This is a genomic window from Streptomyces sp. NPDC127108, assembly GCF_042677545.1.
In the GTDB taxonomy this organism is placed as follows: Bacteria; Actinomycetota; Actinomycetes; order Streptomycetales; family Streptomycetaceae; genus Streptomyces.
In genome coordinates, this window is the sequence record NZ_JBHXTE010000002.1 from 258,390 (window position 1) to 271,123 (window position 12,734).

Sequence of the window (12,734 nt, forward strand, 5' to 3'; positions counted from 1 at the left end):
GTCTCACAGCAGGTGGGGGAGCAGGGTGCAGAACACCTCCGCCGCGTTGCGGGCGGCGACGGCGTGGTGGCGGTCGTCCTTGTCGGGGCCCGCCGCGTCCGACATCCCGCGGACCGTCAGCCACGGCTCGGGGGAGCGGTCGTGGGCGGGGCCCGCGTACACGGCCTCGGCGAGGCCCGCGCCCTCCGTCTCCACCGCGAGGACCTTCTCGTTGTACTGGCGCAGATAGGCGCGCTCGGCCGCGTCGGTGTCGGCGAGGACGGCCTCGCCCGAGCCGATGAGACCGCGCAGCGCCCGGTGCTCCCCGGACCAGGGCAGCCGCCACGGCTCGCCGTGCTCCGTGAAGAAGTCGTTGACGGCGTGCTGCACCTCGGCGGCGATCGGGTGGCTGCGGCCGCGCCGCCGGATCCCCTCGGGCGTCACCTTGCGGGGTTCGTAGTGCACGACCTCCTGCGCCACGACGACATCGCCCAGGACCAGGTCCGGGTGGACGGCTCCGGCGATGCCGACGAGAGCGAGGAAGCGCGGAGCGTACGCGGCGCGCAGGGCCGCCACCGCACTGCCCGCCGACAACTGGCCCGGGTGCAGCGACTGGGTGACTGCGACCCGCACCGGGCGGCCCGCGTCGGCCCAGCGGAACTCGCGGAACCGCTCGCGGCGCGCGGTGACCGTCTTGCGCTGGGTGCCGCGCAGGGAGAGCGCGTCGATGAGGGCGCGGGTCTCCACCGAGAGGACCGTGACCACGCCCAGGTCCCAGGTCTCCGGCTCCGGTCCGGGCGGAGTCCGGGCGCTCTCGGGGCCGGTGGCGGGGGACCCCGTCACGCTCGTGTTCTCGCCCATGGCGACGCCCCCGGAGAGGTCGATCCGGTTGCCGGAGCCGGTGCTGATGATCCCGTTGTTCCGCACGGTGTTCCTCCCGGGATCACTTGCCGACGCTCGTGTTCTCGCCCATGGCCACGTCCGCCAGGTTGATCTGGTTGCCGGAGCCGGTGCTGATGACCCCGTTGTTGAGGATGGCCGTGGCCCGGCGCCGGAACTCGGAGGTGTCCACGCCGCGCTCGGTGAGGTAGTCCCCGACCGTCGAGAGCAGCCGCTGCTCGATGATCTTCAAGTGCTTCACGACGTCGAAGGTCTGGAAGTAGTTCTCGTCGGCGCCGATGGCCGCCAGCTCGCGCGCGCTGTAGTCGGCGCCGATGTCCCGCCCCCGCTTGAGCTGCGCCACGGTGACATCGCTCCCGGCGCCGAGCGCGCCGAGCAGGGGCAGCGGCGCCCGCAGCAGCCGCACGGGCGCGAGCGGGATGTCCCGGATGCGGCCGCCGGCCAGCGCGGCCGCGCGCAGCGTCGCCAGCGTGCCCGTGCCGCCGATGGTGTCGACGATCTGATAGGCGAGCCGGGTCGGCGCGAGGGCCCGGCTGCTGAACTCGATGTACATCGTGCGCCCTTGCAGTGACACGTGCACGAAGACGGTGGTCACCACCTCGCCGCCCCAGGACTCCACCTGGCACGTCAGATAGTGCCTGACCGTCTCCTGCGGGCGGTCCAGGACCCGCTCGACGAGCCCGGCACGGGCGGCCGGCTCCAGGTCGTCCGCGTAACCGCGCGCGTAACGGCCCGCCACGAAGAGGGAGTCGAGCACCCGCAGCCCCGGCAGCCGGGTCTCGGGGTCCTCCTCGGTGTCGAGCGCCGTGATCGCGCGCCGCAGCTCCTCAACCAACTCCCGGGTGGCGAACGGCTTCTTCTCGAACTCGACGTCCTTGTCGACGCCGAGCGGCTTGGCCTCGACCAGACGCTGCGCGAACGACCAGGTGCGCAGGCCGCTGCCGCTGCCGACGAAGGGGCTCGTGCCCGAGTACACCACCAGGGGGTGCCGCTGCTGGTTCTCGATCACGGCGAGGCGGCCGCGGGTGCGCGGACGGCGAGGATCGGTGCCGCGGGCGCGCAGCCGGTTCACGGCGAGCTGGCGCAGCGTGCCGAGCACCGCGAGGACGGCGCAGAGCGTCAGGGCGATCACGGCGGCCATGAGGAACACGCCGTCGTCCCCGCTCCCTTTGACTCCCGCGACCACGCCCGCGGTGACGAGGGCGGCGATGACGAGGTCGTAGCCGATGGTCCTGCGCCACCGGGGCGCGTCCGTATCCGGAGCCGTTCCGTCGGTGAACCTCTGCCCCAGGGCCCGGACGGACCGCGTGGCGTACGTGATCACCGCGATCGCGAGGCCGACGTCCAAGAGCACCACGGCGGCGAGGAGCGCGGGGAGCGGATAGAGCAGGATCGCCGCGCAGCACAGCGTGAGCAGCACCGCGTCGCCGACGGTGGACAGCCACCAGGCGCGCCACGCGTGCGTCACGACGGGCACCAGGTCGTAGCCGTACGACGGCGCGACCCGGCGTTTGCGGGCGTTGTACACCCGGTGCAGGACGGCGTCGCGGAACCCGGGGTCCAGGTACACCCCGGCGCACAGGCGCCGCGTCGCGGTGCGGTCCGGTATCTCGATGCCCACGTTGGGTGGGGCGGGTGTTTCAGGCGTCGTCATACGTCCCCCGTAAGTGCTCCGCCCGAGAGAGAGCCCACCAGCATATCGACGGTACGGGGGCGTGTCAGGGCGGGAACACGTCAGGATCGATGACTGAACTGGCTTGAGTGGAGGGGGAGTTGGATGCTTTCGAGGTGGCGTGGTCCTCGGGTGGCGCCGGGTGCGGAACGGGCCTGGGCCGGACGGCCGGAGGAGGCCGAATAAATAGGTGGCGGCCCGACGGAGGCGGGAGCTACAGTCAACGCGTTCCTCGGCGGAAGCGAGACGCGACCGCCGTCGTCGGCTGAGCAGGTTCCCAGGAGGTGTGATCAATGGCTGTCGTTGCGAACGATGCTGCCCGCATCCAGACGTTCATCCACATCACCTCCGTGGTCTCCGGCTGACCTCTCTCGTCCTTCGCCGCGCCCGTCCGGCGCGTGGGCCGGGGCCACCCTGTGAAGGGTTCCCCTTGTCTTTCCCCACGTTTCACTCTGCTGCGGATTCCTCTGCTGCTGATTCCGCTTCCGCCGCCTCCTCGGCCCTCTCCGGGTCCGCCGTGTCCTCCCTCCAGCCGTACGGCTGGGACGAGGACTGGGCCGCGGCCTTCGCCCCGTACGCGGCGCAAGGGCTGCTCCCCGGACGCGTCGTCCGCGTCGACCGGGGCAGCTGCGACCTCGTCGTCACCGAGGAAGGCGTCATCCGCGCCGACACCACCTACGTCACCCCGCACGACCCCCTGAAGGTCATCTGCACGGGCGACTGGGCGGCCGTCGACGCACCCGGCGGCGACCCCCGCTACGTACGGGCCTACCTGCCGCGCCGCACCTCCTTCGTGCGGTCCACCTCGTCCAAGCGGTCCGAGGGACAGATCCTCGCGGCCAACGTCGACCACGCCGTCATCGCGGTGTCCCTCGCTGCCGAGCTCGACCTCGGCCGCATCGAGCGGTTCCTCGCGCTCGGCTGGGAGTCCGGCGCCCAGCCCGTCGTCGTCCTCACCAAGGCCGACCTCGTGCCCGACGCCACCGCCCTGTCGTACCTCGTCGAGGACGTGGAGACGACCGCGCCCGGCGTGCAGGTGCTGCCCGTCAGCGCCGCCGACGGCGACGGCGTCGACGTCCTCGCCGCGGTGATCTCCGGCGGTACGTCGGTGCTCCTCGGGCAGTCCGGCGCGGGCAAGTCGACCCTCGCCAACGCGCTCGCCGGGGCCGAGATCATGGACGTCCAGGCGATCCGTGACGTCGACGGCAAGGGACGGCACACCACCACCACCCGCAACCTCCTCGTCCTGCCCGGCGGCGGCGTCCTCATCGACACGCCGGGACTGCGCGGGGTCGGCCTCTACGACGCCGGGACCGGCGTCGGCCAGGTCTTCGCCGAGATCGAGGAACTCGCCGAGGGGTGCCGCTTCCAGGACTGCGCGCACGAAGCGGAGCCCGGCTGCGCGGTGCTCGCCGCCCTTGAGGACGGCACACTCCCCGAGCGGCGGCTTGACAGCTACCGGAAGCTGATCCGGGAGAACCAGCGCATCGTCGCCAAGACCGACGCCCGGCTGCGGGCCGACATCCGTCGTGAGTGGAAGCGGCGGGGGGCCGAGGGGAAGGCGGCGATGGAGGCCAAGCGGGGGCGCTTGCGCTGAGCATGTGCGGCGGGGCGCGGTGGTTCTTCGGCCGCGGGGGCGGTGGGGGCTGGTCGCGCGGTTCCCCGCGCCCCTTGCGGGGCCCGGTCGGCCGCCCGCCCCGTCGCCCGCCGGGGGCAGCGGTCGGTGAGCGTGGTGTCCGATTTCCGCTAGCAGCCGCGTCTCGTCCGGCTCACACTGGATGACGTGAGCGATCAAGACACCAGGTACGAGGCCGTCCGCAGCCGCGACGCCCGTTTCGACGGCGAGTTCTTCTTCGCCGTCGAGACGACCGGCATCTACTGCCGGCCGAGCTGCCCGGCGGTCACGCCCAAGCGCAAGAACGTCCGCTACTACCCGACGGCCGCCGCCGCGCAGAGCAACGGCTTCCGCGCCTGCCGCCGCTGCCGCCCCGACGCCGTGCCCGGCTCAGCCGAGTGGAACGTCCGCGCCGACGTGGTCGGCCGGGCCATGCGGATGATCGGGGACGGCGTCGTCGACCGCGAGGGCGTCGGCGGCCTCGCCGTCCGCCTCGGCTACAGCGCCCGCCAGGTCCAGCGCCAGCTCACCGCGGAGCTGGGCGCGGGCCCGGTCGCGCTCGCCCGGGCGCAGCGCGCGCACACCGCCCGCGTGCTGCTCCAGACCACCGAACTGCCCGTCACGGAGATCGCGTTCGCCGCGGGATTCGCGAGCGTACGGCAGTTCAACGACACCATCCGGGCCGTGTACGAACTGACGCCCACCGGCCTGCGCGCCGCCGCGCCCAAGCGGGGCGGCGGCCGCGGCACCCCGTCCGCCGGGATCCCGCTGCGCCTCGCCCACCGCGGCCCCTACCAGGCCGCCGCCGTCTTCGACCTGCTCGCCCACGAGGCGCTGCCCGGCGTGGAGGACGTCAGCGGGGTGCGGGGCGCCCGGACGTACCGGCGCACGCTGCGGCTGCCGTACGCCTCCGGGATCGTCGCTGTCGAGGAGCGCGACGCGCGCAAGGGCTCCGACACCCACCGCTGCGGCTGGCTGGAGGCCCGCATCCACCTCACCGACCTGCGCGACCTGACCACCGCGGTGCAGCGCCTGCGCGGCCTCTTCGACCTGGACGCCGACCCGTACGCCGTCGACGAGCGCCTGTCCGCCGACCCCCGCCTCGCCCCCCTCGTCCGGGCCCGCCCCGGCCTGCGCTCGCCGGGCGCGGCCGACCCGGAGGAGTTCGCGGTGCGCGCGGTCGTCGGCCCGGAGCGGGCGCGCCGCCTCGTCGTCGAGCACGGCACGCCGCTGCCGTCGCCGTGCGGCACGCTCACCCATGTCTTCCCCGCGCCGGAGGCCCTCGCCGGACACCTCCCGCTCGCGGCCGCCCTCACCGACGGCACGGTGCGCCTGGACGCGGGCGCCGACCGCGACGACGCCGAGCGGCAGCTGCGCGCGGTCGCCGGTGTCGACGCGGTGGCGGCCGCCGCCATCCGGACGCGGGCCCTGGGCGACCCGGACGTGGCCCCGCCGGGGGAGCCGGTGCCGGACGCGTGGCGGCCCTGGCGTTCGTACGCGGTACGTCATCTGCGTACGGGACACGCGGGGGCGGACGTCGAGGAGGCCCGACTGCTCACGGCCTAGGGGTCTGCCCCCGGCGGGCCCGTCGCATCGTGTACCAGCCCGCCGCCGTCAGGGCCGCCGCGAGTGCCGCGGCGCCGCCGACGGTCTGCCCGGTGGAGGCCAGGCTGCCGTCCGACCCCGCGTCGCCGGTGTCACCGATGGCGCCGCCCGAGCCGCCCGAGCCGCCGGATCCCGTCGTGCCGGAGCCGCCCGCGTCCCCGGACCCGCCGGAGTCCGAGCCGCCCGCCGAGCCGCCCCCGCCGGAACCGCCGTCGTCCGTCCCGCCGTTGCCGTTGCCGTCACCGCCCCCGGGCCCGTCGCCGTCGGCGAAGGTCACCGGCACCCGGACGTCCTGCGAGCGGTCGCCGGGCAGGGTGTGGTCCGCGCGGGTCGCGAGGACGCAACGCGTGGTGCGGCAGTCCGTGGAGCCGTCCTTGGCGTCGACGGTCAACTCGACCTCGAACGAGCCGTCCTTGCCGTAGGGGACGGCCAGGTCCGCCCCGTGCGGCGGCGGGTTGTTCGAGATCCACGCCGACGCCTTCGAGCCGCCGTCCGTGGCCGCGCCGCCCACGCAGGGCGTCGGTGCCTTGCCGGGACCGTTGTCGACGCACAGGGCCACGTAGATGCCCTTCTTCTCGTCGTAGCCCGCGCCCGTGACGGTCAACTGCTGTTTCTTGGGAGCCAGTTCGTTCACCGGGGTGACGGTGAGCCGCTGGCCCCCGGGGCCGGTCGCCGAGCCCTCGTCGCCCGGTTTCCCGCGGATCTTGAGGGTGGCGGGCTCCGAGTGCGCCGTACCGGCGTCGTTGCTGAACTCGGCGCGGTAGCGGTGTCCGTCCTGCCGCGCGCGGGCGGTGAAGGTGTACGAGGGCTTCGTGGCGCCCTCGACCTCGGTCCAGGACCTGCCGCCGTCCGTGCTCCGCTGCCAGCGCACGGTGGGCTCGGGGGAGCCCTCCGCCCGGGCGGTGAGCGTGACCTCGGCCCCGTCGTCGGCGCTCACGTCGGCGGGCGACGCGGTGACCTTCGGCGGGGTGTTCCGCTCGATCCGGGTGATCCGGTTCTGGGCCGGGCTCGTCACGAACACCTCGGCGCCGCCCGGCGCCACCGCCACGGCGGCGTAGCCGAGTTGGGCCTCGTTGCCGGGCAGCGGGACGGGCTCGGCGACCGGCTTCAGGGTGCCGGTGTCGAGGACCGTCAGCGAGCCCCGGCCGTCGTAGTCGGGCGCGCCCGGGTCGCCGACGTCCTGCCGGGCGACATAGGCCCGGGAGCCGTCGAAGGCCACGTCCCGCGCCAGGTCCTTGCCGTCGACGGTGCCGCGCGCCACGCCGTCCGGGCCGAACACCATCACCTTGTCCTGCCGGCCGACCCACACCGAACCGGTCGCCGGGTCGACGGCCGTGAAGCCCTCCGTCCCTTCCTTGACGGGGAGTTCGACGGTCTTCGTCACGGTGAAGGAAGTGGTGTCGATCCGGTACAGCTTGTTCTGCGCGAGGTCCGCCGACCACACCGCCTTCCGTGCGGCGTCGACGGCGAACTGTCCGGCGCCCGGCAGCGTCAGCGTCCGTTTCGCCGCCCCCGTGGCCGTCTCGACCTCCGTCAGGACGGCGCCCTGCGCCACCAGCGTCGTCCCGTCCGTGACTCCGGGCCCGACGTCGGTGACCTTGGCGCCCGCGAGCCAGACGCCCTTGGCCTCCGGGTCGCCGTCCTTGGCCGTGCCGAGGCCCTTGAGCGGATAGTGGAAGACCACGCCGTCGCCCGGGAGCGGCGCGGCGATCTTGCGCACGGCCGACTCGCGGGGCACGCCGTTCGAGCCGGGCGCCTTGGCGGTGCGGCCGCGCACCGCGCCGCTGGACCGGTCGAGCACGTACAGGCCCATCTCGTTGACGTCCGCCGTCCCCGCGTCGTCGTCGGAGCCGACGTACAGCTTCTTCGAGTCGGGGTGGATCGTGACGTCGAGCGGTCTTCCGGCCGTCGTGAAGTCGCCGGTGCGCCGGTAACTCACCTTCTCCTCGGCGGAGTCGGGGTCACCGGTGCCCTCGGGGCCCGCGGGTGCGAAGCCCGTGCCGAGGGCGGCGAGCGTCAGCGCCGACGCGGCCAGCAGCGAGGTGCGTCTCATCGCGTGGGTGTCCGGCCTACTGGAAGGTGACCGGGATGTGCACGTCGTACTTGCGGTCGCCGGAGTCGAAGTGGTCGGCGCGCGTCACGATCGCGCACTCCACGGTCTCGCCGCACACCTGGCCGTTGCCCAGATCGGCCTTCACGTGGATTTTCACGGAGAAGCTGCCGCCCGTGCCGAAGCGGGAGCTGTTCGGCACGGTGCCGCCGCCGACGTTGGACACCCAGTGCGAGGCGCCGGTCGTGCCGGACTGGTCCTGGCCGCCCAGGCACGGGGTCGGCTTGTTGGCGCCGGGCGCCCCGTTGACGGCGCACAGGCCGACGTACACGCCCTGCCCGGTGTTGTAACCGGTGCCGGAGACCGTGACGTTGGCGCCCCCGGCCGCAGCGGAGTCCGGCCCGGTCAGCTGGAGGTTGTACGTTTTGCCGCCGTCGGTGATGGTGCGCTTGGCCGTGACGTCGGCCGCCGCCGCGGATCCGGCGAAGGCGGCGGTGAGCGCGGCGGCGGCGAGGGCGGTGACGCAGGCGCGGACGTGAGTGCGGGTGGGCATGGTGGACGGCACCTCTCTGGGTGTCAGGGAAGAGGCACGCCCGAGCGAGCCTCGACTTAGGTAAGGCATACCTAAGTCGTTTCGGCTCTTGGTGTCAACGCCCCGTCAGCTCGCGGGCAGCCCCCATCTCGGCGCGTCGGCGCCCGGTTTGACCGGCCTGATCCGCAGGTCGGGGCGGTCTCCCCGGGCCGTGATCAGCGCCGAGCCGCCCTTGCCGATGGTGATGCGGAGCGCGCCGCCGCCCGCGTCCTCGTACGGCAGCGGCCGCCCCCGCGCGTCCCGCACCTCGACCGGACCCGCGATGCCGTGCCGCACGACGCACGGCGCGCCCGCCTCGCTCACCAGGCGCACCCACCGCGTCGCCCCCCGCTCCCGCACCGCGCTGAGCAGGAACGCCCCCTGGGTGCGGAAGTCGTGGACCACCAGGTCCGGCCACGCGGCGGGCAGCGCGGGGAAGACGCGGATGACGTCGCCCCAGGACTGGCAGACCATGTCGTGCAGCGACTGCGCGGCCGACAGTGGGGTCTCGATGACCGGGCCCGACTCCTTGTACATGGTGTTCGCCTGGATGAAGCGGCTCATCAGCTGACCCAGGTATTTGAGCGCGTCCTCGCCCTTGCCGAGCAGCGCCGAGATCGACGCGGCGCCCGTGAACGTGTAGCCCTGGAGGGCTCCTTCGAAGTCCACCCAGTGCGCGAGGGACTTCTCGATCAGCGCCTTCTCGGCGGGCGCCCGGCCCGTCACCTCGTACAGCGGATAGACCGCGAGGAGGTGGGAGTAGTGGCGGTGCGACTTCGCGAAGGGGATGTCGGCACCGATCATGTAGCCGTTCGCGTCGGTGGGGTACGCGACGAGCCTCGCCAGGACCTCGCGCCAGCGTGGCGCCAACTCGTCCTCCACGCCCAGGAGTTCGGCCGCTTCCAGGAGTGTGCGGCAGCCCCACGTGAGGAGCATCAGGTCGTAGTTGCAGTCCCTGCTGTTGCCGCCGTACTCGGGCGAGAAGGTCGCCGGGAGGTGCAACTTGCCGTCCGGGCCCGGCTGGAGGAAGTGCAGGTAGTAGTTCACGGCGCCGCGCAGGAGCGGGAAGAGGACGTCGCGCAGGATCGCGGTGTCCATGGTGTGGCGGTAGCTCAGCCAGACGTTGTGCAGCGCCCAGGTGAGGTTGCCGACCTCGGGGGTCGGAGGGTCCTGGCCCGGAACGCCCACGCCGTAGCCGCCGCCCGTGACCGAGGCGCCGTTGACCAGACGGGTGTCGGTGGTGCGCGGCACGCCGAGGGAGTCCGCACGGTAGGGCGCGGCGACCTCCTTGGCGAGGTTGTCCCGGAACTCGCTCAACGCCCGGGTGACGGCGTCGAGTTCGAGGTGGTTGGCGCCGTGGATCAGCCAGTACTCCAGCTGCACGTTCAGGTTCCACCAGGTGTTCGGCCACGGCGTCGGCTCCAGCCAGGGCCCGCAGGTCGCCATCACCGGGGCGTCGCGGCGGGCGGCCGCCGCCGTCTTGTAGAGCTGGATCCAGTAGAAGCGCTGCATGCGGGCGTCCGGCAGCGACAGGAAGCTCTTGCGGTAGTAGGCGTCCCACCAGGCGCGGTGCGGCGCGGCCAGCGTGTCGTACGGCAGCCGGGCGGCGGCCCGCACGGCGCGCACCGCCCGGTCGCGGGCCGTGGCCTTGGGGTGCGAGTGCGCCACGTGGACGTACAACGTCCTTGCCCCGCCCCATCGTTGCTCGCGCCAGGCGGTGACGTGCTGCCCGCCCGCGAGCAGCGGCTGCACGGCGGCCGACACCCCGTCGTGGCTCTCCCTACGCGCGGGCGGATTGCCCTCGTAGCCCGTCGGCAGCGGCTTGAAGGCGGCGCGCGGGCTGATCGCCTCCGCCGGGTGGAACACCCAGCGGAAGCCGCGCTCGCCCGCGCTCGCCGTCACCTCCACGGCGAGGACCGAACGCGAACTGTGCACGTGCGCGCGGACGCGGAGCGTGCCCCGGTCCGTGGTGAGCGTCCCCGTCAGCTCGGCGTCGCGCAGCCGCAGCCGCCAGTCGAGGCCGGTGATCGCCCCGACGGGCTCCAGGGTGAAGTGGCCGATCGGCAGCCGGGCGAGCCCGAAGAGCGAGCCGAACTCCGGGCGGTGGTCCTGGACCTCGGAGTGCTGCACGTTGAACCGGACGGCCGCCTGCTCGCGGCCCGGCTCCGCGTAGATCCCGGAGCCGAGGAAGCCGTTGCCGAGGAACGGGCCCTCGTACCAGGTCCTCGGCATCCGCCGCCAGACCATGTCCGCGTCGTCCAGGACGGTGCGCCAGGGGTCGGGCGCGGCACGCTCCGGCTCCCGTGTGCCGGCCGCCGCGGCCCGCGCGGGCAGTCCGCCGACGAGGGCCGCCCCGCCGATCGCGGGTCCGGTGGCGAGCACGGCTCTTCTGGAGGGGCTGGGCATCAGGCCTCCTGGCCAAGTCATCGGAGGTATCTGCCGCTGAAAGCTAGAGATGACGTACGGGTACGTCAATGAGAAAGGAGAGATCCGATGTAAAAGAGCCGCAGTGATAAAGAGCCGCGGTGAAGTGAGCCGGGGCGAAGCGAGCCGCAGTGAAATGAGCCCTCAGCCGCCCCAGACCGCCGCCCCCACCCACGCCCCCACGATCAGCAGACACGCGAACAGCTCCACGAACACGCTCCACCCCCCGGCCCGCAGCGCCGTCCGCACCGCCGTCACCGCCTCCCCGCGCCCCCCGAGCCGTATCCGCTCCGCCAGGTACAGCCCGCCGACGAACCCCGGCAGCGCGCCGAGCACCGGCAGCACGCAGAAGCCGAGCAGGGCGCCCCCGCCCGCGTACGCGGCCATCCGATGGGTCGCCCCCGACTCGCGCAGCCGGCGCGGCGGCAACTGCCAGCGCACGGCCTGCGACAGCAGGAGCACCAGGGTCGCGCCGACGAGGACACCCCAGGCGAGCCCGTTCGGGTCCTGCAGCGCCCACCACGCGGTCCCGGCCCATACGAGCCAGGACCCCGGTACGCCGGGCACCAGCACTCCGCACAGGCCGAGCAGCATCACCACGCCGACCAGCAGGAGTTCCCACGCTCCCATCTGCCCAGAGTGCAGGAGCGGGTACGAAACCGCAGGTCGGGGTCAGTCCCGGGGGCTCGCGTGGGGGTCGGATCCGGGGGCCGTCCCGGTGACCTCGGGGACCCTCGGGGCCGGGAGCGCGGCGACGGGCCCGGCGGCCGCCTCGCGGGCCACCCAGCCGCGTTCGTACGCGTGCCAGCCGAGCTGGAGCCGGGTCGTCACGCCGGTCAGCTCCATCAGGCGCTTGACCCGGCGCTGCACGGTCCGCAGGCCCAGATCGAGCTGTTTGGCGACGCTGGCGTCGGTCATCCCGGCCAGGAGCAGCGAGAGGACCTCCAGATCCGTGCCGTCCGGACCTTCGGCGCCCGCCTCGCGCACCGCGTCGTCCTCGCCGAGGCGCAGCGGAAGAGCCGTCCGCCAGACCGCCTCGAACAGGCCCGTCAGGGATTCCAGGAGGCCGCTCGCGTGCACCACGAGCGCGGCGGGCTCCGCCGTCCGCGACGTCAGCGGCACCATCGCGAGGGTGCCGTCGGCGACCACCAGCTTCGTGGGCACGCGGTCCGCGACCCGGATCCGCTCCTCGCGCCGCATCGCCGCAGCGACCTCCATGAGCCCCGTGGGCGCGGCGAGGACCTCGCGCTCGATGACCACGCGGTAGCGCACCCCCCGGTTCGCGGCCTGCTCCTCCGCGTCGTTCTCCACGCCCGTGACCGCCACCGGCCTGCCCGTCACAAGGGCGCACACCTCGCGGCTCGCGCCGAGCTGGAGCTGCAGGAAGCGCTGGGAGACGGCGGCCGCGCCGGTCACCACCTCGACCAGGTCGTGGACGGTGGGCTCCGCGGCCCGCGCGCGGTACTCCTCGGCGAGCAGCGTCGCCGCGAGCTCGGCCTTCTCCAGCTCGTGCCGGTGCTGGGTGAGCAGCGCGCCGAGGGCGACCCCGGGCGGCGCCGCCACCCAGCGGCCCGCCCGGCCCGAGGCCTGCGCGGCCAGGCCGTGCCGCTCCAGGCGGCGCAGCGCCCGCTCGGTCTCCGGCTCGCCCAGCGTCAGCCGGCGCGCCAGGTCGGGCACGTCGGCGGCGCCCACCGACACCAGCGCGCGGTACGCCGCCTCGTGCGTCTCGTCCAGACCTATCGCAGCCAGCATGCGGCGACGTCCCTCCCCGATGCGTTCCGGGCAGGCCGGGCCTCCCGATCGTCCTGGCGCGGTCCGCCCGCCGTGGCGGAAAGCAGCCACGGCGTAAACCCGCCGCGAACATCATCCCCGCAGCACCCACCGGTCTGCCAAGGTGTCCCCCTGCGTCGGGCGGTCC

General features: G+C 73.7%; 9 protein-coding genes. 2 read left to right on the top strand and 7 right to left on the bottom strand.

The genetic code is table 11. The features are described 5' to 3' along the window. Positions 1 to 3: 3 nt before the first annotated feature. Positions 4 to 906 (bottom strand): hypothetical protein, encoded by a 903-nt coding sequence (locus tag ACFVHO_RS02585; protein WP_385709110.1) that lies wholly within the window; start codon positions 904 to 906, stop codon positions 4 to 6. A gap of 16 nt (positions 907 to 922) precedes the next feature. Further along, entirely contained in the window at positions 923 to 2,533 is a 1,611-nt protein-coding gene (locus tag ACFVHO_RS02590) for a hypothetical protein (RefSeq protein WP_385709113.1), read from the bottom strand. 535 nt (positions 2,534 to 3,068) lie between these two features. Here ACFVHO_RS02590 and rsgA point away from each other — a divergent pair. After that, positions 3,069 to 4,148 (top strand): ribosome small subunit-dependent GTPase A, encoded by a 1,080-nt coding sequence (rsgA, locus tag ACFVHO_RS02595; RefSeq protein ID WP_385709115.1) that lies wholly within the window; start codon positions 3,069 to 3,071, stop codon positions 4,146 to 4,148. 186 nt (positions 4,149 to 4,334) lie between these two features. Then, complete coding sequence (locus tag ACFVHO_RS02600; RefSeq protein ID WP_385709118.1) at positions 4,335 to 5,732, top strand: DNA-3-methyladenine glycosylase 2 family protein; 1,398 nt, start codon at positions 4,335 to 4,337, stop codon at positions 5,730 to 5,732. Here the strand turns inward: ACFVHO_RS02600 and ACFVHO_RS02605 are convergent. From ACFVHO_RS02605 to ACFVHO_RS02625, 5 genes are all read right to left on the bottom strand, one after another. Then, positions 5,722 to 7,824, bottom strand: coding sequence for an immunoglobulin domain-containing protein (locus ACFVHO_RS02605; RefSeq protein WP_385709121.1), 2,103 nt, complete (start codon positions 7,822 to 7,824; stop codon positions 5,722 to 5,724). The genes ACFVHO_RS02600 and ACFVHO_RS02605 overlap by 11 nt on opposite strands. A 16-nt stretch (positions 7,825 to 7,840) precedes the next feature. Further along, positions 7,841 to 8,374 (bottom strand): hypothetical protein, encoded by a 534-nt coding sequence (locus ACFVHO_RS02610; protein ID WP_385709124.1) that lies wholly within the window; start codon positions 8,372 to 8,374, stop codon positions 7,841 to 7,843. Between the two features lie 105 nt (positions 8,375 to 8,479). Next, entirely contained in the window at positions 8,480 to 10,798 is a 2,319-nt protein-coding gene (locus ACFVHO_RS02615; protein ID WP_385709127.1) for a Tat pathway signal sequence domain protein, read from the bottom strand. Between the two features lie 162 nt (positions 10,799 to 10,960). Further along, positions 10,961 to 11,446: a DUF456 domain-containing protein gene (locus tag ACFVHO_RS02620; protein WP_385709130.1), complete on the bottom strand. Its 486-nt coding sequence runs from the start codon at positions 11,444 to 11,446 to the stop codon at positions 10,961 to 10,963. Positions 11,447 to 11,488: 42 nt separating this feature from the next. Continuing rightward, positions 11,489 to 12,568 carry a helix-turn-helix domain-containing protein gene (locus tag ACFVHO_RS02625; protein WP_385709133.1) on the bottom strand — a complete coding sequence of 360 codons (1,080 nt, stop codon included), beginning with the start codon at positions 12,566 to 12,568 and terminating at the stop codon, positions 11,489 to 11,491. Positions 12,569 to 12,734 lie beyond the last annotated feature (166 nt).

Coding starts and splice junctions, on each gene's coding strand:
- ACFVHO_RS02615 (WP_385709127.1), bottom strand. CDS start 10,798: ATGCCCAGCCCCTCCAGAAGAGCCGTGCTCGCCACCGGACCCGCGATC.
- ACFVHO_RS02605 (WP_385709121.1), bottom strand. CDS start 7,824: ATGAGACGCACCTCGCTGCTGGCCGCGTCGGCGCTGACGCTCGCCGCC.
- ACFVHO_RS02590 (WP_385709113.1), bottom strand. CDS start 2,533: ATGACGACGCCTGAAACACCCGCCCCACCCAACGTGGGCATCGAGATA.
- ACFVHO_RS02610 (WP_385709124.1), bottom strand. CDS start 8,374: ATGCCCACCCGCACTCACGTCCGCGCCTGCGTCACCGCCCTCGCCGCC.
- ACFVHO_RS02620 (WP_385709130.1), bottom strand. CDS start 11,446: ATGGGAGCGTGGGAACTCCTGCTGGTCGGCGTGGTGATGCTGCTCGGC.
- ACFVHO_RS02625 (WP_385709133.1), bottom strand. CDS start 12,568: ATGCTGGCTGCGATAGGTCTGGACGAGACGCACGAGGCGGCGTACCGC.